The organism is Paraburkholderia franconis, from assembly GCF_009362735.1.
In the GTDB taxonomy this organism is placed as follows: domain Bacteria; phylum Pseudomonadota; class Gammaproteobacteria; order Burkholderiales; family Burkholderiaceae; genus Paraburkholderia; species Paraburkholderia franconis.
On the sequence record NZ_WHNP01000004.1, the window covers coordinates 128,486 to 150,499 of the forward strand.

Here is a 22,014-nt window from a genome sequence, read left to right on the forward strand (position 1 = left end):
TCTGGCTCTCGCCAATCCGGAGCCTTCTCATGGGAAGCCGTCCCCGTTTTATCGACGATCTGTCGGGCGCCTCGTTGAACGCCGCAGCCCCTGGATCGTCCGACGACGACGCACTCCTCGACGCCTATTCGCGCACCGTCATCGATGCGCTCGAACGGGTGCGCGCGGCCGTCGTCTTCATCACCGTCGAGCGCCGCGTGCCGGGCGCGCCGGAGCGCCACGCGCGCGCGGGCACCGGCTCCGGTTTCATCTTCACGCCCGACGGCTATCTGCTCACCAACAGCCACGTCGTGCACGGCGCGACGCATATCCGCGTGCAGCTCGCCGACGGTACGAAGTTCGACGCCGATCTCGTCGGCGACGATCCGCACAGCGATCTGGCCGTGCTGCGCATCGGCTCGCCGGAGCCGCTGCCGCATGTCGCGCTCGGCGAATCGGGCAAGCTGCGCGTCGGGCAGATCGCGATTGCCGTCGGCAATCCGCTCGGGCTCGAACAGACGGTCACGGCGGGCGTCGTGTCGGCGCTCGGCCGCTCGCTGCGCTCGAATTCAGGGCGCATGATCTACGACGTGATCCAGACGGACGCCGCGCTCAATCCCGGCAATTCGGGCGGCCCGCTGATCAATTCGGCCGGGCAGGTGATCGGCGTAAACACGGCGATCATTCCGGGCGCGCAGTCGATCAGCTTCGCGACGGCCATCGACACCGCCAAGTGGGTCATCATGCAGATCTTCGCGCATGGGCGCGTGCGGCGCGCGTACATCGGCGTGGCCGGGACGACGATGACGCTGCCGCGCCGCGTGCAGCGCTATTTCGATCTGGCCTCGGACAGCGGCGTGCGCGTGATGGAGATCGTCAAGGGCAGTTCCGCCGCATCGGGCGGCCTGCGCACCGACGATACGATCGTCGCGATCGACGGGCAGATCGTTGACGGCGTCGATACGTTGCAGCGTGCGCTCGACGGCACGAAGATCGGCCGCGCGGTGAACGTGAGCGTGCTGCGCGGCACGCAGCGAGTCGAACTGACGGTGACGCCCGTTGAGCAGACGGCCTAAAAGAGCTGCCGCTGGCCTGACGCGAGCGTCGCGAAATCGTCGCGCAGCAACGGCAGGATCGCATCGGCGACGGGCTGGAGCTGGCGCGTCAGGTAGTGCTCGTAGTCGATGTCGGAGCGCAGCGTTTCGAGCGGTTCGGGACCGCTGCTCGTCATCACATAGCTGATCCAGCCGCCGTTCTGATACTGCAGCGGGCGGCCGCGCTGCCGGTTGAATTCGTCGGCGGTGCGCGCGGCGCGCACGTGCGGCGGCACGTTGCGCTCGTAGTCGGAGAGCGGCCGGCGCAGCCGCTTGCGATAGACGAGCAGATCGTCGAACTCGCCCGCGAGCGTGCGCCGCACGTAATCGCGCACGTAGTCGCGATACGGCTGCTGCTTGAAGATGCGCAGATACAGTTCCTGCTGGAAGCGCTGCGCAAGCGGCGTCCAGTCGGTGCGCACGGTTTCGAGCCCCTTGTAGACGACTTCCTCGCTGCCGTCGGCGGCCACCGTCAGGCCCGCGTAGCGCTTCTTACTGCCTTCTTCCGCGCCGCGCACGGTCGGCATGAAAAAGCGCTTGTAGTGCCGCTCGAATTGCAGTTCGAGCGCGCTTTCCAGACCGAATCGCTCGCGTACGTGATTGCGCCACCACGCGTTGATCTCGCCGACCAGCTCGCGCCCGATGCGCGCCGCGTCTTCTTCGTCATGCGCGTGCCTAAGCCAGACGAAGGTCGAATCGGTATCGCCGTAGATCACTTCGTAGCCGCTCGCTTCGATCAGTTCACGCGTGCGATGCATGATCTCATGGCCGCGCATCGTGATCGACGACGCGAGCCGCGGATCGAAGAAGCGGCAGCCCGTCGAGCCGAGCACGCCGTAGAACGCATTCATGATGATTTTCAGCGCTTGCGACAGCGGCTTGTTCTTCTCGCGCTTCGCGGTTTCTCGTCCTTCCCACACTTGCGCGACGATCGACGGCAGGCAGTGGCGCGTGCGCGAAAAGCGCGCGCCGAGAAAGCCGGGCACCGAATGCGCGTCGTCGGGATGGCGCACGCCATCGACGAGGCCGACGGGATCGATCAGAAACGTGCGGATGATCGACGGATACAGGCTCTTGTAGTCGAGCACGAGCACGGAATCGTAGAGGCCGGGCTTCGAATCCATCACGAAGCCGCCGGGGCTCGCCGCGCCCGCGACGTCGCCGAGATTGGGCGCGACATAGCCCAGCCGATGCATGCGCGGCATGTACAGATGCGTGAACGCGGCGACCGATCCGCCGCTGCGATCGGCGGGCAGTCCCGTGACCGTTGCGCGTTCGAGCAGAAACGGCAGCAGTTCCGTCTTCTCGAAGATGCGCGTGACGAGCTCGCAGTCCTTCAGGTTGTAGCGGGCGAGCGCCGGCTTGTCTTCGTCGAAGCGTCGCTGGATTTCGTCCATCCGCTGATACGGGTTGTCGATCGACTTGCCCTCGCCGAGCACTGCCTGCGCGACGTATTCGAGGCTGAACGACGGAAAGCTCCACGTCGCGGAACGCAGCGCCTCGATGCCGTCGATGATCAGCCGCCCCGCCGCGCCCGCGAAGAAGTGGTTCTGCTTGAGGCCGTGCTCGCGCCATTCCATCACGGCGCCGCCGCGTCCGATGCGCAGCGGCACGCCATGTTTCTCCGCTGTATCGCGCAGCACCTTCAGGTCGAACTGCACGAGATTCCAGCCGATGATCGCATCGGGATCGTGCCGCTCGAACCATTCGATCAGCCGCTCGATCAGTTGCGCGCGCGTGTCGCAATACTCGAGCGTGAAGTCGAGGTCGGAGGCATCAGCCGAACTGTCGCCGTTGGGCGGACCGAGCATGTACACCTGACGCTGCCCGCAGCCTTCGAGCGCAATCGAATACAGCTCGGCGCGCGCGCTGGTTTCGATGTCGAGCGACACGAGCCTGAGCTTCGGACGATAGCCGCTCGTGGACTTCATGTCGGCGTTCAGCAGCGGACCGCCGGCGGGGTTCGTTTCGCCGCCGAACAGCACGGGCGCGGTGATGAACCGCTCCATCATGTAGCGCTCGTGCGGAAACACGTCGGCTTCGTACACGTCGACGCCGCCCTGCTTCAGCCGCTTTTCGAGCGCGACGAGCTGCCGGTATTGCGGGCAATACAGCCCCAGCACCGGCCGATGGTTGAAATCGCACAGGTCGAGTTCGCGCAGTTCGACGTTCTTCTCACGATGCAAGATGGCTTGTGCGCGCTCGCGCTGTGCGGCGGGAATGAACGCGACGCACGGCTGCGGGCGCAGACGGACGTGGCGCGGACCATCGTCGGTGGCGAGCCAGAAGTCGATTTCCGTCCCGGCGGTCGTATCTCGCCAATGGCGGGTGAGAAGGAACCCTTGTTGAAGCTCGGACAAGCTGAAAACCCCTGCGCGGACACTTTTTGCCGCCATTCTACCCGTGCAGGAACGCGCGCGCCGCGGGCGCTTTCCCTTGTCTGACGGGCGTTCGGGCCAGGTTTGGCTGGTTGATAGAAAATCTAAATTGATCGAATCGTAACAATCAAATTTATTAAATTCGGTATCTTCTTCATACTTCAATCCAACGCAGCACCCAACCCAACTCAACCGAAGAGGACGCATCAGATGCCGATCATCAACACCCAGGTCAAACCGTTCAAGGCCACCGCATACCACAACGGCGATTTCGTGACCGTCACCGACGAGAGCTTCAAGGGCAAGTGGTCCGTCGTCGTGTTCTATCCGGCCGACTTCACCTTCGTTTGCCCGACCGAACTGGGCGATCTGGCCGATCGCTACGAAGAGTTCAAGAAAATCGGCGTTGAAATCTACAGCGTGTCGACGGATACGCACTTCACGCACAAGGCATGGCACGACACGTCGGACACGATCGAGAAGATCAAGTACCCGATGATCGCCGACCCGACGCTCGCGATCTCGCGCAACTTCGACGTTCTGATCGAAGAAGAAGGCCTCGCGCTGCGCGGCACGTTCGTGATCAACCCGGAAGGCGAGATCAAGCTGTGCGAAATCCATGACAACGGCATCGGCCGTGACGCAGGCGAGCTGCTGCGCAAGGTGCAGGCTGCGCAATACATCGCGGCGCATCCAGGCGAAGTCTGCCCCGCCAAGTGGACGCCGGGCGCTGAGACGCTGACGCCGTCGCTGGACCTCGTCGGCAAGATCTAAGCCGCCGATCCGCTAGAAGCCACACGCTCTTCGCTGTATCTCTGCTTTCAGCGGCGCCACGCATCAAGTGGTGCCGCGTGAAGCAGTCCGCAAGGTCGCGCCTTGCGAACTGCTTTACTGCCGTGCGTGCGCTTTGTCGAAAAAGCGCGCAGGGCACGAATCAAACACCCATTCCCATCTCGCCACGGACCCGAAAAACCATGCTCGACGCGAATCTGAAGACCCAACTCAAAGCCTACCTCGAGAAAGTCAGCCGTCCCATCGAGATCGTCGCTTCGATCGACGACAGCGCGAAATCGCAGGAACTGATCGCGCTGCTGAACGACATCGCATCGTTGTCGGAGCGCGTGAGCGTGATCGAGCGCCGCGATGACGCCGAGCGCAAGCCGTCGTTTTCGATCGGCGAGCCGGGCAAGGCTGCCGGCATCCGCTTCGCCGGCATTCCGATGGGTCATGAGTTCACGTCGCTGGTGCTCGCGCTGCTGCAAACGGGCGGCCACCCGATCAAGCTCGACGATGCCGTGATCCAGCAGATCCGCGAACTCGACGGAGACTACGCGTTCGAGACGTACTTCTCGCTGTCGTGCCAGAACTGCCCGGAAGTCGTGCAGGCGCTCAACATCATGGCGCTGATCAACCCCCGCATCCGCCACACGGCGATCGACGGCGCAGTGTTTCAGAACGAAGTCGAGTCGCGTCAGATCATGGCCGTGCCGACGATGTTCCTGAACGGCGAAGTGTTCGGCCAGGGCCGCAGCGGCGTGAAGGAAATCCTCGCGAAGCTCGACACTAACGCCGGCGCGCGCGCCGCGAAGGAACTGGAGAAGAAGCCGGTGTTCGACGTGCTGATCGTCGGCGGCGGTCCTGCGGGTGCGGCGGCTGCGATCTATTCGGCGCGCAAGGGCATCAAGACGGGCGTGGTCGCGGAACGCTTCGGCGGCCAGGTGCTCGATACGCTCGCGATCGAAAACTTCGTCTCGGTGCAGGAGACGGAAGGACCGAAGTTCGCGACTGCGCTCGAACAGCACGTGAAGAGCTATGAAGTCGACGTAATGGACGTGCAACGCGCCGAAGCGCTGATTCCGGGCCGCATCAACGAAGTGCGCCTCGCGAGCGGCGCGGCGCTGAAGGCGAAGACGATCGTGCTGGCGACGGGCGCGCGCTGGCGCGAGATCAACGTGCCGGGCGAGCGCGAGTACCGCAATCACGGTGTCGCGTACTGCCCGCACTGCGACGGCCCGCTCTTCAAGGGCAAGCGCGTCGCGGTGATTGGCGGCGGCAACTCGGGCGTCGAAGCGGCGATCGATCTGGCGGGCATCGTGAGCCAGGTGACGCTGATCGAATTCGGCGCAACGCTGCGCGCCGACGAAGTGCTGCAACGCAAGCTGCGCAGTCTCGCGAACGTGACGGTCATCACGCAGGCGCAAACCACGGAAATCACGGGCGACGGCAAGAAGGTCAGCGGCTTGACCTACACGGACCGCGCGTCGGGCGAATCGAAGCATGTCGAGCTCGAAGGCGTGTTCGTGCAGATCGGTCTCGTGCCGAACACCGAATGGCTGAAGGGCACGGTCGAACTGTCGAAGCACGGCGAGATCGTCGTCGATGCGAAAGGTGCGACGTCGGTGCCGGGCGTGTTCGCCGCCGGCGACGTGACGACGGTGCCGTTCAAGCAGATCGTGATCGCCGTGGGCGAGGGCGCAAAGGCATCGCTGGCCGCGTTCGATCATCTGATCCGTACGAGCGTCGACGATGTGGAAGACGCGCAGGCGGCGGAACTCGTCGAGGCTTGATCGACGGGTTCGCGAATCGATGCGGATGGACGGGCTAGCTACGGCTAGCCTGTTTTTGTTTGCGCGGGCCCGACGCGCGGGGGCGCTCGTTGGAAAGGCTGCCGTCGGCTTCTGCGAAATCATGTCGCACGGCTGTTGTGCATGCGGGCACTATCATGAATGGTGTTCCCGACCTGCGCACATCGATTCGACAATGGCCAAGAAATTTCCACTGCATCCGATGCATCCTGAACGGATCTGTTGGGGATGCGATCATTACTGCCCTAAAGATTCGATGCAGTGCGGCAATGGGTCGAGCAGAACACAGCACCCCATCGAACTGCTCGGCGACGACTGGTACGCAGTGGGCGACTGGGGAATCGAGGTTCCTGAAGAAGCGAACGAATCGCATAGCGTGCCGCAGTAGATTTTGCGTCGTCGAAGCGGTTGCAAACTCATCTCCTCCTGCACGAGCCAGCGCGCTCGATATCTCCGCGAAGCAACCTCCGCTTTGTGAGTCCACGTCATCAACCTGGTGTCCTTTCCCATCGAGCGCCGCTGACATAAAGGCGCATCGCCATTCGCTCGATTGACCAATCTTGACAGTAGCGGGCAATCCTCTGTGCTACCGTTTTTGAATATCTGTTCGGAATGCGAATCGAACCGTACTGGCATCAAGATCGCAATTTCACCGGAAATTCATGGAGGAGAAAGCTGTTGAAGAATCTGACAAAACTGACGTTGATCAGCCTTTCGCTGACCACTTTGACGCTGACGGGCTGCGGCAAGAAAGAGCCTCAGCCGCAGGCTGACGCACAAGCCGCTGGCCGTGCTGTTGAGACAGTGGTGAAGATCGGCCATGTGGGGCCGCTGACGGGCGGCAGCAGCCACCTCGGCAAGGACAACGAGAACGGCGCGCGTCTCGCCGTGGAAGAGATCAACAAGACGGGGCTCGTGATCGGAGGGCGCAAGGTGCGTCTCGAACTGGACGGCGAAGACGACGCAGCCGATCCGAAGACGGGGACGCAGATCGCGCAAAAGTTCGTCGACGAGCACGTCGTCGCGGTGATCGGCCACTTGAACTCCGGCGTCTCGATTCCCGCGTCGCGCATCTACAACGATGCGAACATCGTCGAGATTTCGCCGTCGTCGACCAATCCGGACTATACGAAGCAGGGCTACAAAAGTGCGTATCGCGTGGTCGCGACGGATGCGCAGCAGGGGCCCGCGCTCGGCAATTATGCGCTCAAGTCGCTGAATGCGAAGTCGATTGCCGTCGTCGACGATGCGACGGCGTACGGCAAGGGTCTCGCCGACGAGTTCGCGAAAGCGGCGCAGGCGGGCGGCGGCCGCATCGTCGCGCGCGAGGCCACGACCGACAAGGCAACCGATTTCCGCGCCATTCTCACCACGATCAAGAGTGCGCATCCCGACGTCATCATGTTCGGCGGCATGGACTCGACCGTCGGTCCGTTCATCCGCCAGGCGGCGGCGCTCGGCTTGACCGCCAAGGTACTGAGCGGCGACGGCGCATGCACGGAGAAAGTGGCCGAACTAGCGGGCGACGCGGTCAACAATCTTGTCTGTTCTGAAGCGAGTCTCGCCGTGTCGCGCATGCCGAAGGGCGCCGAGTTCGAAAAGCGCTTCGAGGCGCGCTTCAATGGGCCGATTCTCTTCAACGCGCCCTTCGCCTACGACGCCGTGTACGTTGTCGCCGACGCAATGAAGCGGGCCAACACGACGGATGCCGCGAAGGTGCTGGACGCGATCGCTGCCACCGATTACAACGGCGTAATCGGCCGCATCGCATTCGATGCACACGGTGACATGAAGGAAGGCGCGATCACGCTGTATCGCTATCAGGACAGGAAGAAGACACTTCTCGATGTCGTGAGCTTCGGCGGCGCGTCGGCCTGAGTCTGCTCAAGAGGAGTGATGCAACCGGCGCGGCTTCTGCCTGGCGCGAGCCGCGCTGTCCGTTACCAGCTTTCCGCCCGAGCCGGCCACTTCCTTGCCGATTCCGGATGGATTGACGCCACCCAGCATCAGTTGTTCGGTGGACCAGCGATAGTAAACGTTTGGGCGACGCGCGCCAGTTTTGCGGACGGCTTTGTGCTTACGTCGTATCGCGCGCTCAGGCATCGGTTTCGGCGCATAAACTTTGGCGGTGGGCTTCGCAGATACGCCACTGAAGTTTTCCAACGACAGCACGACGATCGTCGGCTCAAGACCGGGCTGAACCGCTAACACATCGGCGGCACACAGTGCGAGTCCGCATACCGTGAGCGCGAGCCGCCGGACTAACGTGGCGAGGTGAACGCGTGCGCGCCACTTGTGACACCTTTCGATGTGTCGCCTCGCGCGAGCGCGGGCATATGACTTCTGACCGATCAAGATTCCGGTCCGTCGACCGACGTCAATTTGTCGGCTGTCTTCCCGATCCGCTCGATCTGTACGCGCCTCGACCGCGCGTGCGTCAGTCCTAGTGCCTTCGCCGCTGCGTAAGAGAGATCGATGATGCGGCCCCTCACGAACGGGCCGCGATCGTTGATGCGCACGACGATCGACTTCTCCGTTGCCAACAAAGTGACGCGCACGTACGAACCGAACGGTAGCGTGCGATGAGCGGCCGTCATCGACAGATGGTCGTAGCGTTCTCCGTTTGCGGTCCGGCGTCCGTGAAACTTTGATGCATACCAAGAGGCATCGCCTGATTGCAGCGCACCACCCATAGATTTGAACGCGATGTTCAACGGCGGCGTGAGTGGCTCGCTTGCTGAAATATCGACAGAAGTGGCGGTCGACGTAAGCGGCGCCGAATCTGGGATGGTTGCGATCTGACTGGATACCTGTTGCTCAGTTGGGTTTTGCGCACAAGCGACACATAAACCCGAAATGAATAGTATTCCAAAATAGCGGATAGACAACACGATCGATCCTGAATCGTCACGAGAAACGGGATCTAACGGTCTCGAAAAGTTTGCGTTGACGAAGTGCCGGCGTCGCGCCGAATTCTTGACAGATGTTTACCGTTATCGCGACGGGAACGGGTGCGCGTGAGATGAGCGCGACGGAGGGCAGGCGTCCGAAAACGCCCGCCAGAACCGCTGTGGTCACTTGCCCATCACAGCTTCGAGCGATTCGCCCGTCACGACGATCTCCGTGCGGCGATTACGTGCGCGGCCTTCGGGCGTGTCGTTGTCCGAGACCGGACGGTCGAACGCATAGCCCTTCAGCGAAATGCGCGAGGCGTCGATGCCGCGGTGCTCCAGTTCATCCGCGACCGTCTTTGCGCGCGCTTCCGACAATTGCTGGTTGTATTCGCGCGTGCCGACGTTATCCGTATGGCCTCCGACGATCATCGGCTTTTTCGTGCGGTTCAGCACGACGACGACGCGTGCGATGGCAGGTTCGGAGTCGGCGCGCAAGCTCGACTCGTTGAAGTTGAACAGGACTTTCTCGGGCAGACGCACCTGCACGCCGTCCTTGACTTGCGTCACTTCGATGCCGGCTTTCCGGTTGAGCGCTTCTTCATTTTGACGATCGAGTCCCGAGCAGGCGGCCAGCAGCGAAAGGGACAAGGCGCAGGTGAAGAGAGGCAACAGTTTTCTCATGATCGTGGTGTCTTTGCGGAAGTTGGGAACGGACGGGCGCTTTTTGCGAGCGACAGTCGGATCATCGCGCGACAACTGCGATGCGAAGGCAAGCGCTTCGAACCTCGATTCTTGATCCGAAAAGTCAAGATTGTGATTACTTATCCATAGTTTTTTCGAAATTTGACAGGAAGGTGTCGCATGTAAGCGCCGGATTGCAAACAAGCGTGAAGCTATCGGCCGACGACGGCGCGTGACGCATCAACGATCCGCGTTCGCTGGCGTCACTCGAAAGCAGCGCTGCCGGCATTCGCGACAAGTGAAATGCGGGTTTCGGATCTCTGAGCGGACCGAGAAGCGATCACGAGACTGAGACAAGCCAAGAAATGTCTGTGCGTCGCTGACCAAACGGGCCGCTGCTACGGGACAAGTCCCCCGCTGAGCATCGACCGTGTGACATCAGGTCGCACGCCTAACACCACATTCCCGGCTGTGTCCTTGATGGAGATCACGATTTCAAAAACGACGCGTCCCTAGAATCGCGGAGCACATAAGACCTTGTGCACTTTGCCTTGCAAACCCCACACGTGCATAGCGTGGTTCAACGATCATTGGGCAAATATGTTAGCCAAAAGAACCTTTAGAGGTTGCCTCATACCGGTCAGCATCGGTCTGACCGCGTTTCTCACGGGATGTCAACTCGAAGTGCTTGATCCGAAAGGCAGCGTCGGGGTCGCCGAAAAGTCGCTGATAGCGACGGCGACCTGGACGATGCTGATCGTCGTCATTCCCGTCATTCTGTTGACTTTATTGTTCGCGTGGCGCTATCGGGCGTCGAACCGGAACGCGGCCTACGCGCCGAAGTGGTCGCATTCCACGGCAATCGAAGTGGTCGTGTGGACGATACCCGCGCTGATCATTCTGTTCCTCGGCATCCTGACGTGGAGAACCACGCACGAGCTCGATCCGTACAAGCCGCTCGAATCGAACGTCAAGCCGATCGACGTCGAAGTCGTCGCGCTCGACTGGAAGTGGCTCTTCATCTATCCCGACCTCGGAATTGCTTCGGTGAACCAGCTGGCGATGCCCGTCGGCACGCCCGTCAACTTCCATATCACGTCCGACTCGGTGATGAACTCGTTCTTCATCCCGCAACTCGGCACGCAGGTCTACGCGATGGCGGGCATGCAGACGCGTGTGCATCTGATCGCGGACGCGCCGGGCGACTACGCGGGCGTGTCGGCGAATTTCAGCGGCAAGGGCTTCTCGGACATGAAGTTCCGCACGCTCGCCGTGAGTCAGGCCGATTTCAACGGCTGGGTGCAGAAGGTCAAGGCGTCGCCGGACCGGCTCGATATGGACCACTACGGCGTGGTCGCGAAGCCCGGCGAGAAGGAGCCGGTGCGCTATTTCTCGTCGGTGGATCCGAAGCTGTTCCACAACGTTATTGCGAAATACAACAGTGGCCATGTCGTCGATTTCCGTGACGCCAACTGCGGCACGAACGCTTCGAAGGAGTAACGCATGTTCGGCAATCTGACTTTAGATGCGATTCCGTTCGATCAGCCGATCATCATGGGCGCGGGCGCTCTCATGGGGCTGATCGTTCTGGCCATCGCAGTGTTTCTTACGCGCGCGCACAAGTGGCGCTGGCTGTGGTCCGAATGGCTCACGAGCGTCGATCACAAGAGAATCGGCGTGATGTATATCGTCGTGGCCGTGCTGATGCTGCTGCGCGGCTTCGCTGACGCCGTGATGATGCGTCTGCAACTCGCGTTCGCGAGCGGCGGCGCGGCGGGCTATCTGCCGCCGCATCACTACGACCAGATCTTCACCGCACACGGCGTCATCATGATTTTCTTCATGGCGATGGCGCTGATGGTGGGCCTGTTCAACATCGTCGTGCCGCTGCAGATCGGCGCGCGTGACGTCGCGTTCCCGTTCCTGAATTCGCTGAGTTTCTGGATGACGGCGATCAGCGCGATCCTGATGAACATTTCGCTCGTGATCGGTGAGTTCGCGCAGGTCGGCTGGCTGGCGTATCCGCCGCTCTCCGAGTTGCAGTTCAGCCCCGGCGTGGGCGTCGACTATTACATCTGGGCGCTGGAGCTGTCCGGTGTCGGCACACTGATCACAGCAATCAACTTCTTCGTGACGATCGTCAGGATGCGCGCACCTGGCATGACGCTGATGAAGATGCCTGTGTTCACGTGGACGGCGCTCTGCTCGAACGTGCTGATCATGGCGACATTCCCGATCCTGACGGTTGCGCTGGCGCTGCTCGGCCTCGACCGCTACATGGACATGCACTTTTTCACGAACGAGGCCGGCGGCAACGCGATGCTGTATCTGAACCTGATCTGGGCCTGGGGACACCCGGAGGTCTACATCCTGGTTCTGCCTGCGTTCGGCATCTATTCGGAAGTGATCTCGACGTTCGCGAAGAAGCCTCTGTTCGGCTACAAGACGATGGTGTACGCATCGTGCGTGATCATGGTGCTGGCGTTCCTCGTGTGGGCGCACCACTTCTTCACGATGGGTTCGGGCGCTGACGTCAATTCGTTCTTCGGCATCGCGACGATGATCATTGCGATTCCGACGGGCGTGAAGATCTTCAACTGGCTGTTCACGATCTACCGCGGCCGCCTCGAAATCACGGCGCCCGTGCTTTGGACCATCGGCTTCATGATCACGTTCACGATCGGCGGCATGACTGGCGTGATGCTGGCGATTCCGGGCGCGGACTTCGTGCTGCACAACAGCCTGTTCCTGATCGCGCACTTCCATAACGCGATCATCGGCGGCGTGGTGTTCGGCTATCTCGCCGGTTTCAGCTACTGGTTCCCGAAGGTGTTCGGCTTCAAGCTGAACGACAAGCTCGGCAAGAGCGCGTTCTGGTGCTGGTTCGTCGGCTTCTACGTGGCGTTCATGCCGCTCTACGTGCTCGGCTTCATGGGTGCGACGCGCCGTCTGAATCACTACGACAACCCGGCATGGCAGCCGTACATGATCGCTGCCGCGTTCGGTGTCGCGCTGATCGCGATCGGCGTCGTGTTCCAGGTCACGCAGGTGGTAGTGAGCATCATCAACCGCAACAAGCCGGAATATCGCGACGTCACGGGCGATCCGTGGGGTGCGCGCACGCTCGAATGGTCGATCTCGTCGCCTCCGCCCGCCTATAACTTCGCGACGATTCCCGTCGTCGAGGAACTGGATGCGTTCGCGCACATGAAGGAAACGGGCCGAGGTCTCGGCGTGCAGGCGGACTATCAGGACATCCATATGCCGTCGAACACCGGCGCTGGCTTCTTCATCGGCATGTTCAGCCTCGCGCTCGGTTTCGCTGCCGTGTGGCATATCTGGTGGCTCGCGATCGTGTCGCTGGTGGCGATCGCGGCGACCGTGATCGGCCGCAGCTTCGGCCGCGACGAGGGCTACTACATTCCGGCCGACGTGGTGCGGTCAATCGAAAACAAAGGCCGCGCGCCGCTTCCGAAGCATGCCGAAGCGCCGCTGGCTCTCGCGGAGGTCGAGTGATGCTGCAAAAAGTCTCTGCCGCAACCTTGAACGAGGTCGACGGCCACGGCCATCATGGCGAATCGCATTCGGTGTTCGGCTTCTGGCTGTACCTGATGACCGACTGCGTGCTGTTCGCGTCGTTGTTCGCGGTGTTCGCCGTCATGGCGCACCAGTTCAACGCCGGGCCGACGGGCAAGGATCTGTTCGACATTCCCGGCGTCGCCCTCGAAACGGCTGCGCTGCTGTTAAGCAGCATCACCTACGGCTTCGCGATGGTCGCTGCGCGCCGCGACAACCCGCGTGCGGTGCTGACGTGGCTCGCCGTCACGTTCGTGCTCGGCCTCGTGTTCCTTAAGCTGGAACTGACGGAGTTCTCGCATCTGATCGCGGAAGGCGCAGGTCCGTCGCGCAGCGCGTTCCTGTCGTCGTTCTTCGCGCTGGTCGGGACGCACGGTTTGCACGTCGCGACGGGCCTGATCTGGATGGCCGTGCTGGCCGTTCAGGTAGCGCGCGCGCCGCAGCTGACGCAGCGCGAGATCACGCGTCTGACGTGCCTGAGCCTCTTCTGGCACTTCCTCGACGTCGTGTGGATCGGCGTGTTTACCTTTGTCTATCTCGGGAGCGTGCTCTAAATGGCTCACTCGAATTCACATGCGCTTCATTCGGAAGCGGGCCACGGCGGTATCGGCAGTTATCTGGTCGGTTTCGTTCTGGCCGTGGCGTTGACGGCCGCGGCGTTCGGCGTCGTGATGCAAGGCTGGCTGCCCGCCGGTTCGGCACCGCTCGCGCTTGCCGCGCTTGCCGTCGTGCAGATCGTCGTGCATCTGGTGTTTTTCCTGCACATGAGCGTGTCGACGTCGGGCCAGCGCTGGAATACCCTCGCGCTCGCTTACACGGTGCTTGCCGCGATGTTCCTCGTGTTCGGGACGGTGTGGGTGATGCACAACGTCAGCATGAACATGATGTCGCGCTAACAGCGTTGACGATGTATCCGCGCATCGCGTCGTAGGGCGCGATGCAGGCGGAAATAATGCCGAAGGACAGCGATGTTCTTCGGCTTTTTTGTTGGCACGCGCCGACGGGTGCCGCTAGTCACGCGAACGGAGAAGCGAGGCGGAAGCCACGACGCCGCAATGTCGTATCAGGCGGCGCAAGTCGCCGTGCAAGCCGTGGGAAATAAAAGCGGGCGGGGCACCGCAAAGCGGGAAGTACGCGCAGAGCCAGAACGCAAAAAAAGCGGCAAGCATCCGATGCTTGCCGCTTCTGTGTACTTCATATATTCGTTGGTAGGCTCGATTGGACTCGAACCAACGACCCCCACCATGTCAAGGTGGTGCTCTAACCAGCTGAGCTACGAGCCTAGCGAAGGCGCGAATTATAGAGACACACTTTCGATCGCGCAAGTCCTCGGCGTAATTTTATGCCGGTGACCGGATTCGCGCGGGTACTGGGCGTTGAATGAGCCGCTGGCGCGGCGCCATTCCTGTTTCGGATGCTCCCCAGAACAGCGCGAGACGGCTACGATTGACGATGACGCACATCAGAGGCGAGCCGGTTCATGAAAGGATTTCGTCCGCATTTTCCGCACTTCATTCGCGACCACACGCATACCGTGTGGCTCGATCTGGCATGGACGTCATTGCCATTCGTGCTGCTGTTCGCCGTGGTCGTGTGGCTCGTCGTGTGGCTGGTCGATCCGGCGCCGCCGCGTTCGATCACGATCAGCGCCGGCCCGCGCGACAGCTCGTTCATGCAGATCGCGCAGGAGTATCGAAAGATCCTCGCGCGCAATGGCGTGACGCTTAATGTACTGGCATCGGACGGCTCGGTGCAGAACCTCGACCGGCTGCTCGATCCGAAACGGAAGGTGGACATCGCGCTCGTGCAGGGCGGCGTGTCCGGCGGACGGGATACGACGTCGCTGATGTCGCTCGGAAGCGTCACGTATGTGCCGATCATCGTGTTCTACCGCGGCCGGGGTTTGACGCAACTGTCGGATCTGGAAGGCAAGCGCATCGCGATCGGCCGCGAGGGTAGCGGGACGCGGATGCTGTCGCTGAATCTGCTCGAAGCGAACGGCGTCTACCCGGGCGGCGATACGACGCTGCTGCCGCTCGACGGGCTCGATGCCGCGAAGGCGCTGGTCTCGAACCAGGTCGACGCCGCGCTGCTGAGCGGCGACTCGGCCACGCGCGTGCTGATGTTGCGGCTGCTCGGCATTCCCGGCATTTCGGTGATGGACTTCGGCGAGGCGAGCGCCTACACGCGGATATTCCCTTACCTCGACGAGCTCGACCTGCCGCCTGGCGTGCTCGATCTGCGCCGGCGGATTCCGCCGGAGACGGTGCATCTGATCAGCCCGACCGTCGAACTCGTCGCGCGCGACAACCTTCATCCGGCGATCTCCGATCTGTTGATCGAAGCGGCGCAGGAAGTGCACGGAATGGCGGGTCTGTTGCAGAAGGCGGGGCAGTTTCCGAATCCGACGGTGCGCGAGTTCCGCGTCAGCGAGGACGCGACGCGTTACTACAAGTCAGGCAAGAGCTTCCTGTACCGGACGCTGCCGTTCTGGCTCGCGACCGTGGTCGACCGCCTGCTGGTGCTGCTGCTGCCGATCGCGGTGCTACTGTTTCCCGCGTTGCGGCTGATTCCGGCGCTGTTCACCTGGCGGGTGCGCTCGCGCATCTATCGCTACTACGGCTCGCTGATCGCGATCGAGCGCGAGGCGATGCGCGACTCGTCCGCCGAGGAGCGCAGCAAGCTGCTGATGGAGCTTGATCAGATCGACGCTTCGTTAAACACGTTGCGGATGCCGCTCGCCTACGCCGACGGCTTCTATGTGCTGCGCGAGCATGTGCGGTTCGTGCGGCAGCGGTTGGAGGGCGTTCCGGAACGGGTGCGTGCGCATCAGTAGCGGCGGGTGCCGAGTGCTTGCTCCGACGTGAAAAGTCGTGGTACGTCAAGCAGATGCGTTTGGAGTCCAGGTGTTGTCCACAGGGTTATCAAGAAAATCTGTGGGTAAGTCAGGGGCGAGCAAAAGGCTTGCTGATCCGGTCCGAATGAGCCTGTGGTCCAGACGAGAAATTCGATTGCATCGAGTCAGATGCAATCGAATCCGAAATACATCCGAGCGACTTTGCTCAACCTGATCCACCTGCACAACACGCTTTCCTCGCGCAAGAAAGCCTGTCCTGACGCGATCTTGACAGGCTTTTTTCACGCATCAGGCGCGGGTCCGTTCGCGAACACAGACGTTCCCGCGACACGATGCGTAATGACGACTCAATCGGAACGACCGACGCGGCGCGGCGCAGCCTCGTACCGTTCCATCCATTCAAGCCGTGCGACGACTTACGGACGGCCGTACATCGCGTTCCAGTCCGCAGCCGACACTCCCGGACGACCCGATTGCGACACGCCGTTCGCGACGCCGCCGTAACCGTTTGCCGCGCCGTTTTGCGCGTTCACGCGTGCCTGTGCGGCGAGCACTTCATCCGGATAGTGCGCTTCCGAGCCTGCGCCCGGATGATAGCCGGCCTTCTCCAGTTGAACCAGTTCCGCGCGGACCTGGGCGCGGGTGACAGGCTGGTTCGCCTGAGCGAACGACACGGCGGGGACAGCGAGAACAACGACGACGGCAACAGCCTTGATCAGCGACTTCATGACAACCTCCAACTTTGCTACGACTTTGCGAACAGCCCTGTTCGCAATCAGTGTGGAAGCGAGTGTAGGTAAGTAGACGCTTAAGATTAAGGCCGCCCGCTGGAAGTGATCTTTCCAAAAAGCAACGGTTAACACCTGGAAGCGCGCTGCAACAAAGGCTCAGCGCTGCTCCAGCTTCAACTTTTTCCCGTAGCCGGTCAGTTCGAGGTAGCCACGTCCGGCTGGCTGACCGTCACGGCTGACGGTGACGGCGCCTTCCCAATACAGCGCGCCCGTCGATTCGCGTGAATCGAGTTCCTGATCGTCGAGCAACGGCGTCAGTTGCCAGCGCGTGTCGCCTGTCCGGACGACGGTCGCGACGGGATACAACGTATTCGTGCGCGGCGAGCGCCATTGGCGGACGGGCGTGAAGTCGACGGCGCCGGGTCCGTATTGCGTGACGCGCCCATCGGCGGCACGCAGCGCGGCATGCGCCCAGACCGCGTGTCCGTCGACGCCGCGCACCTTGAACGCCATCAGCGCCGCGCCGTCCGACAGATTCGCGCCGAGCCAGTCCCAGCCGGCCGCGTCGGCGGCGAGCAGCGCGCTCGACCATTCGTGATCGAGCCACGCGCTGCCCGTCACGGGCGTGGGCGTCGATGCCGCCGCGCCGCTGGCGCCACTGGCGGCGGGGCGCGTGACGCTGCCCGTCACGCGCAGTTGCGGCTCGCTGTAGTAGTAGCTCGCCTGCTCCGGCAGCGGACCTTTGCGCGAATAGCCGTTCGCGCCCTGAACGAGCGGCGCCTGCGTCGGCGTGAACGTGAGATGCAGTGCAAAGCCGGCGGCGTCGGCCGTGACGTCGTAGTGACCGTCGGGTGCGCGAACCATGCGCCACGTATCGAGCCGCACGTCGGTGTTGTCCGGCTTCGCATAGGCAAGGCCGAAACCTTGTCGCGCGATCTTCTGATCGTGCACGAGGCGGCCGAACGACGGGTCGCTCAGCGCGGCATGCGCGATGATCAACTGCGTCGGCGCGAAAGCGCTCGGGTCGCTCGCGGGATGGCCCGTCGCCGAGCGGAAAAACGTGATCTGAAAGCCGAGCGGCTGACGATCGGGTGTTTCTAGCCAGCCCGTCGCGTACCACCATTCGGTGCGAAACGCGGGATGCGCGCCCGTGTCCTGCGGCAACACGACGGGCTTGTCGGGCGTCACGTTTGCGAACGGGGAATCGGCGGGCGGTTCGGCCGCAAACGCAGCCGACGACGCGCACAACACGCAAGCGAACGCGGACGACAGAAGAAACACGCCACGCATCACCAGTCCTCCCTGACGGCGCGCACGGCATCGACGGACACGGCCCGCCGGCCTGCCGCGACGGCTGTCGTGCACGACGACGCGAGCATCACGATGGCCAGCGCCGACAGCAACATCCACGGCACATGCAGCGACATGCTCCAGTGAAACGACTGCGGATTGACCACGAACACGAGTATCAGACTGATTGCGAAACCGAGCGCGCAGCCCATCGCGATGCCGAGCGCCGTGAGCAATCCGCCTTCCGTCGCGAGCAGCGCGAGAATCTGTCCGCGCGTCACACCGACGTGGCGCAGCATGCCGAATTCGCGCGAGCGCGATAGCGTCTGCGCGGAAAAGGTCGCCGCGACGCCGAACAGCCCGATCACGATGGCGACGGCTTCCAGCAGATAGGTGACGGCGAAGCTGCGATCGAAGATCGTCAATGTGCGCGCGCGGATCTCGCCGGGTTGTGCGAAGTCGAGCGCGCTTGCGAACGGCAGCGAGCGCAAAGCGGCGATCGCCTGCGCGGCGCTTACACCGCGATCGAGCGTGAGGGCCGCATCGGTGGCGCCGGTGTCGCCCGTCAGGCGCCGATAGTCGGCGAGACGGATTTCGAGCGCACCCGTCTGCCGCACGTAATCGCGCCAGATGCCCGCGACGACGAACACCGAGCCACGCCCGCCGTGCGCGCCAGGTGCGCTTGATGTGCCGAATGCACCAAATGCGCCGATCGGCAGCGTCAACCGTTGACCGACGTGATAGCCATACAGATCGACCATCGCTTCCGACGCCCAGACAGGCGTTTCGCCCTCTCTCAACGCGGACGGTGAAAGTGTTTCGCCTGTGATCTGCAGGTTCGCGCCCGGGTCGGCGGCGTCGATTTCGCGCGCGAGCAGCGCCACGGCGGGCCGCGACGGATCGAGCGTCAGTTGCGACGTGCGGGCGAACGCCGCGTGTCCGATGCCGCGCGTCGCGGCGATCATCGCCTGCTGCTGCGGATTCAGTCCGCCCGTATCGCCGTTCGGCGCGACGCGCACGTAGACATCGGCGGAAAGCAAATGCGCGAGCCATTCCTCGACCGACACGCGAAAGCTCGACACCATGATCGCCATTGCGACGATCAGCGTGAAGCTCGACAGCACGCCGCCCATCGCAATCGACGCCTGCCCTGGCGCATTCGCGAGCCGCGCAAGCGCGAGTGCCGTGACGGGCGCGCGCTGCCGCCCGTTGCGCGCGCGGCTCAGCGCGCGGAACAGCAGCGACGTCACGCGCGGCATCAGCGCAATGCCGCCGATCAAAAGCAGCGCGACGGCGAGATAGCCCGCGATGGGCATATCGAAGACGGGCGGCGCTTGCGTCAGCGCTACGCCGAGCGCAAGGCAGCAGAGCGCCGGCCACGGCGTCGAGAGCTTGCCGAGCGCGGCTTCTTCGCCGCCCGCCTTCAGCGCCGGCGCGGGATGCGCGCGCGCCGCTTCGAGCGCGGGCACGAGACTGCCGAGCAGCGCGACGCCGATGCCAAGCACAAGAAATATCGCGCTGGCGATCGGCTCGAAGCTGACGCTCGGCTGTACGCCCGGGAAATAGCCGCCGCCCAGGTCGCTGCCGAAAAAGCGCAGCACGGCATAAGCGAGCGCGAAGCCGAGCGCGATGCCGCCGATCGCGCCGAACGTCCCGAGCAATGCACCTTCGAGCAGAATCTGCCGCAGCAACTGCGCGCGCGCAATGCCGAGCACGCGCAGCATCGCGAATTGCGCGCGCCGGCGCACGACGCCGAGCGCCTGTGTCGAGAACACGAGAAACGCGCCCGTGAAAAGCGCGACGAGCGCGAGCACGTTCATGTTGATCCGGTAGGCGCGCGAGAGCCGATCGGTGCGGCTTTCGACATCGCGTGTCGCCGTCACCATGAAACGGCCGCCGAGCCGCTGCTGCAACGCTTGCCGGAAACGTTCGCGATCGACGCCGCGCTCCAGTTGCAGATCGACGCGCGACAGCTTGCCGAGCCGCCCGAAGCGCCACTGCGCGGCCGCGATATCCATCACGCCGATGCGCTGCCCTGGCCGCGCACGGACGATGCCGCCCGCGACGCGCAAGCGCACGTCCGATGTGCCGCTGCGCAGCGTCACCGTATCGCCGATGCGCACGCCGAGCCACTGCTGCGCGGCGGGCGAGAGGAAGATCGCGTCGTCGGCGAGCGCGTCGAACGGATGATCGCTATCCGTCACGCCCGTCAGATCGGGCGCGATGCGGCTTGCGCGGAATACGTCGATGCCGAGCACCTTCAGCGGTGCGGTGCGGCTCGGCACCGTTACGTCGAGTTCGAGCACGGGACTCGCGAGCGCGACGCCCGCCCGTGTCGCAAGTTGCGGATATGCGCGTTCGTCGAACGTCGGCTGCGAGCCGCGCACCTGCAGGTCCGCTTCGCCCGACAGGCTGCGTGCCGCCGCCGAAAACTCGTTGAACGCGGCGCTGTTGATCAGTTGCACCGCGTAGCCGAGCGCGACGCCCAGCGCGATCGTCGCAATCGCGATCAGCGCGCGGCCTTTGTGGCTGTGCCATTCGGCGGCGAGCAGCCAGCGCGTGAGCGTGCGCAGACCGTGGGTCTTGCGTCGCGTGTTGCCTTCGAATGCCGGGTCAATCATCGGACGGGCGCAGCGCGTGCGACGAGCGGACGTGTGTTGCGTGCAGCTTGCCGTCGCTCAAAACGAGGACGCGGTCCGCGAAGGCCGCGGCCGCCTCCGAATGCGTGACCATCATCGCCGCCGCGCCGTTCGCTTTTGTTTCCTCGCGCAGTAGCGCCAACACTTCGTGTGCGGTGTCGGGGTCGAGATTGCCCGTCGGTTCGTCGGCGAGTATCAGCGTGGGCCGGTGCACTAGCGCTCGCGCGATGGCGACGCGCTGCAGTTCGCCGCCAGAAAGCTGGCGCGGCAGGTCGTCGCCGCGTCCTTCGAGTCCGACGGCCGCGAGCATTTCGTTCGCGCGCGCCGGCGCGATGCCGTTCAGCAGCAGCGGCAACGCGACGTTTTGCGCGAGCGTCAGATGCGGCAGCACATGAAACGCCTGAAACACAAAGCCGAGCTTCTGACGGCGCAGGCGTGTGGCCGCGTCGTCGTCGAGCGTGGAGATGGGCGTGCCGTCGATCAGCACGTCGCCGCTATCCGCGCGATCAAGGCCCGCGATCAGATTCAGCAATGTCGACTTGCCGACGCCCGAATCGCCCATGATCGCGACGAACTCGCCCGCGCCGAGCGCGAAGTCGAGGCGCTCGAGCACGACGCGCTTCACGTCGTATGCCTTGCTCAGTGCACGGCATTCGAGCGCGGGCAGGACGGGGCTATCGGCAGGCTGCATGGAACTCCTTGCTTGTGGGTCTGCGGCGGCTTTGACTTTGGCTTTGGATTTGGCCTTTTTAGCATGCCGCAGCGATCCGCGCATGCTGTTAGCCGCGCAGAGCGCACAAGCAACCGACGACACCCGCCCCGCAACGCAAGACGCTCATCGCGACCGCGGTGCAAAGATATCAGCGCCCAGCGAAGCGCAGCGCTCCATCAATCGCGCCAGCATGCCGCGCGATGTCACGAGATGGGTGGTCAGCGAAAGCCGTGCAGCCGCATCGCCATCCGTGCTGACCCAGACACGCTCGCCCCGCTGCAAGCGGAACGTATCGCCGATCTGCAACCAGTGGTCATACGGTGACGCCGCGCGCGTCAACCATACGCGCGCGCCTTGCACGAAAAGCTCCGTGTTCGCCTCGACGCGCCACGACATCGTCGCGCCGGGTTGTACTTCGAAGTGGACGACGACTCTGGGTAATCGCTCTTCCTGCAAGCGCGATGAGCAGAGCGAATCGTCATCGGTGAACTGCTGGCAAACCTTGTCCATCATGCACTCCGTCAAATGAGCCGGAGGACGGAGGGCACCATTAAAACAAAAGGCCCCTTCCGTTTACCGGCGGGGCCTTGGGAACGTT

At 63.1% G+C, this 22,014-nt stretch carries 19 protein-coding genes and 1 tRNA gene; 10 read left to right on the forward strand and 10 right to left on the reverse strand.

The annotated features are described in order from the left end of the window. Positions 1-29 precede the first annotated feature (29 nt). Positions 30-1,055 (forward strand): S1C family serine protease, encoded by a 1,026-nt coding sequence (locus tag GCT13_RS05635; protein WP_152755765.1) that lies wholly within the window; start codon positions 30-32, stop codon positions 1,053-1,055. Here GCT13_RS05635 and GCT13_RS05640 read toward each other — a convergent pair. Next, positions 1,052-3,433 (reverse strand): DNA polymerase II, encoded by a 2,382-nt coding sequence (locus tag GCT13_RS05640; RefSeq protein ID WP_152755767.1) that lies wholly within the window; start codon positions 3,431-3,433, stop codon positions 1,052-1,054. The genes GCT13_RS05635 and GCT13_RS05640 overlap by 4 nt on opposite strands. A gap of 228 nt (positions 3,434-3,661) precedes the next feature. Between GCT13_RS05640 and ahpC the strand changes: the two genes are divergently transcribed. From ahpC to GCT13_RS05660, 4 genes are all read left to right on the forward strand, one after another. Continuing rightward, the gene (ahpC, locus tag GCT13_RS05645) at positions 3,662-4,225 is read left to right on the forward strand and encodes an alkyl hydroperoxide reductase subunit C (protein ID WP_152755769.1); all 564 of its coding nucleotides are present in this window, start codon (positions 3,662-3,664) and stop codon (positions 4,223-4,225) included. A gap of 200 nt (positions 4,226-4,425) precedes the next feature. Then, positions 4,426-6,018, forward strand: a complete 1,593-nt coding sequence (gene ahpF, locus GCT13_RS05650) for an alkyl hydroperoxide reductase subunit F (protein WP_152755771.1) — start codon at positions 4,426-4,428, stop codon at positions 6,016-6,018. Between the two features lie 193 nt (positions 6,019-6,211). Next, positions 6,212-6,424: a DUF3079 domain-containing protein gene (locus GCT13_RS05655; RefSeq protein ID WP_152755773.1), complete on the forward strand. Its 213-nt coding sequence runs from the start codon at positions 6,212-6,214 to the stop codon at positions 6,422-6,424. A 290-nt stretch (positions 6,425-6,714) separates the two neighbouring features. Then, on the forward strand, positions 6,715-7,914 hold the full coding sequence (locus GCT13_RS05660) for a branched-chain amino acid ABC transporter substrate-binding protein (RefSeq protein WP_152755775.1): 1,200 nt from the start codon (positions 6,715-6,717) through the stop codon (positions 7,912-7,914). A gap of 6 nt (positions 7,915-7,920) precedes the next feature. Here the strand turns inward: GCT13_RS05660 and GCT13_RS05665 are convergent, their stop codons facing one another. The 3 genes from GCT13_RS05665 to GCT13_RS05675 all read right to left on the reverse strand — a co-directional run bounded on the left by GCT13_RS05665 (position 7,921) and on the right by GCT13_RS05675 (position 9,611). Beyond that, positions 7,921-8,391 (reverse strand): hypothetical protein, encoded by a 471-nt coding sequence (locus tag GCT13_RS05665; RefSeq protein WP_152755777.1) that lies wholly within the window; start codon positions 8,389-8,391, stop codon positions 7,921-7,923. Further along, complete coding sequence (locus tag GCT13_RS49065) at positions 8,388-8,927, reverse strand: septal ring lytic transglycosylase RlpA family protein (protein ID WP_321574204.1); 540 nt, start codon at positions 8,925-8,927, stop codon at positions 8,388-8,390. Before GCT13_RS49065 ends, GCT13_RS05665 begins: the two co-directional genes overlap by 4 nt. Before the next feature lie 183 nt (positions 8,928-9,110). Then, positions 9,111-9,611: an OmpA family protein gene (locus GCT13_RS05675; protein WP_152755779.1), complete on the reverse strand. Its 501-nt coding sequence runs from the start codon at positions 9,609-9,611 to the stop codon at positions 9,111-9,113. A gap of 600 nt (positions 9,612-10,211) precedes the next feature. On the opposite strand from GCT13_RS05675, the gene cyoA reads away from it, so the two are divergent. From cyoA to cyoD, 4 genes are read left to right on the forward strand one after another with little or no spacing between them, the layout of a single operon-like run. Then, positions 10,212-11,111: a ubiquinol oxidase subunit II gene (cyoA, locus tag GCT13_RS05680; protein WP_152755781.1), complete on the forward strand. Its 900-nt coding sequence runs from the start codon at positions 10,212-10,214 to the stop codon at positions 11,109-11,111. A 3-nt stretch (positions 11,112-11,114) separates the two neighbouring features. After that, complete coding sequence (gene cyoB, locus GCT13_RS05685; protein ID WP_152755783.1) at positions 11,115-13,127, forward strand: cytochrome o ubiquinol oxidase subunit I; 2,013 nt, start codon at positions 11,115-11,117, stop codon at positions 13,125-13,127. Further along, entirely contained in the window at positions 13,127-13,741 is a 615-nt protein-coding gene (gene cyoC, locus GCT13_RS05690; RefSeq protein WP_152755785.1) for a cytochrome o ubiquinol oxidase subunit III, read from the forward strand. The genes cyoB and cyoC overlap by 1 nt, the downstream gene beginning before the upstream one ends. Next, positions 13,742-14,083 (forward strand): cytochrome o ubiquinol oxidase subunit IV, encoded by a 342-nt coding sequence (gene cyoD, locus GCT13_RS05695; RefSeq protein ID WP_152755787.1) that lies wholly within the window; start codon positions 13,742-13,744, stop codon positions 14,081-14,083. A 310-nt stretch (positions 14,084-14,393) separates the two neighbouring features. Here cyoD and GCT13_RS05700 read toward each other — a convergent pair. Further along, positions 14,394-14,470 (reverse strand) — tRNA-Val (locus GCT13_RS05700). A gap of 197 nt (positions 14,471-14,667) precedes the next feature. Here GCT13_RS05700 and GCT13_RS05705 point away from each other — a divergent pair. Beyond that, a complete protein-coding gene (locus GCT13_RS05705; protein WP_152755789.1) occupies positions 14,668-16,023 on the forward strand; it encodes a TAXI family TRAP transporter solute-binding subunit in 1,356 nt (451 codons plus the stop codon). Positions 16,024-16,460: 437 nt separating this feature from the next. Here GCT13_RS05705 and GCT13_RS05710 read toward each other — a convergent pair whose 3' ends face one another. From GCT13_RS05710 to GCT13_RS05730, 5 genes are all read right to left on the reverse strand, one after another. Continuing rightward, positions 16,461-16,772 carry a DUF4148 domain-containing protein gene (locus GCT13_RS05710; RefSeq protein WP_152755791.1) on the reverse strand — a complete coding sequence of 104 codons (312 nt, stop codon included), beginning with the start codon at positions 16,770-16,772 and terminating at the stop codon, positions 16,461-16,463. Between the two features lie 159 nt (positions 16,773-16,931). Beyond that, on the reverse strand, positions 16,932-18,065 hold the full coding sequence (locus GCT13_RS05715; RefSeq protein WP_152755793.1) for a lipocalin-like domain-containing protein: 1,134 nt from the start codon (positions 18,063-18,065) through the stop codon (positions 16,932-16,934). Further along, a complete protein-coding gene (locus GCT13_RS05720; protein ID WP_152755795.1) occupies positions 18,065-20,686 on the reverse strand; it encodes an FtsX-like permease family protein in 2,622 nt (873 codons plus the stop codon). The genes GCT13_RS05715 and GCT13_RS05720 overlap by 1 nt, the downstream gene beginning before the upstream one ends. After that, entirely contained in the window at positions 20,679-21,395 is a 717-nt protein-coding gene (locus GCT13_RS05725) for an ABC transporter ATP-binding protein (protein WP_152755797.1), read from the reverse strand. Before GCT13_RS05725 ends, GCT13_RS05720 begins: the two co-directional genes overlap by 8 nt. A gap of 144 nt (positions 21,396-21,539) precedes the next feature. Further along, entirely contained in the window at positions 21,540-21,926 is a 387-nt protein-coding gene (locus GCT13_RS05730) for a DUF2917 domain-containing protein (protein WP_152756114.1), read from the reverse strand. Positions 21,927-22,014 lie beyond the last annotated feature (88 nt).